The following is a 264-nucleotide window of genomic DNA, read 5'->3' on the forward strand; positions in this document are numbered from 1 at the left end:
CAGGATGAACTGGCGCAGCGGCTGTCGGTTTCCACGCGTACCGTCCGGGCTGATATCACTGCGCTGAACGCTTTGCTGGAAAGCCACGGGGCGCAGTTTATCCTCAACCGTGGCAGCGGTTATCAGCTAAAAATTGACGACGCCAGCCGTTATCAGACCCTGCAGGCAGAGCGTCCGCGCACGCTGCGTATCCCCCGCAGCGGAGCGGAACGGGTACAGCATCTTCTGCTGCGTTTTCTGACGTCGGCCTTTTCCATCAAACTG

General features: G+C 59.5%; 1 protein-coding gene. It reads left to right on the top strand.

The window, feature by feature from the left end; translation table 11 throughout:
* Window positions 1–264, top strand: a 264-nt coding sequence (locus tag F1003_RS18855; RefSeq protein WP_155090365.1) for an HTH domain-containing protein, incomplete at both ends; no start/stop codon positions are given.

It is taken from the genome of Winogradskyella ouciana, from assembly GCF_009709615.1.
GTDB lineage: Bacteria > Bacteroidota > Bacteroidia > Flavobacteriales > Flavobacteriaceae > Winogradskyella > Winogradskyella ouciana.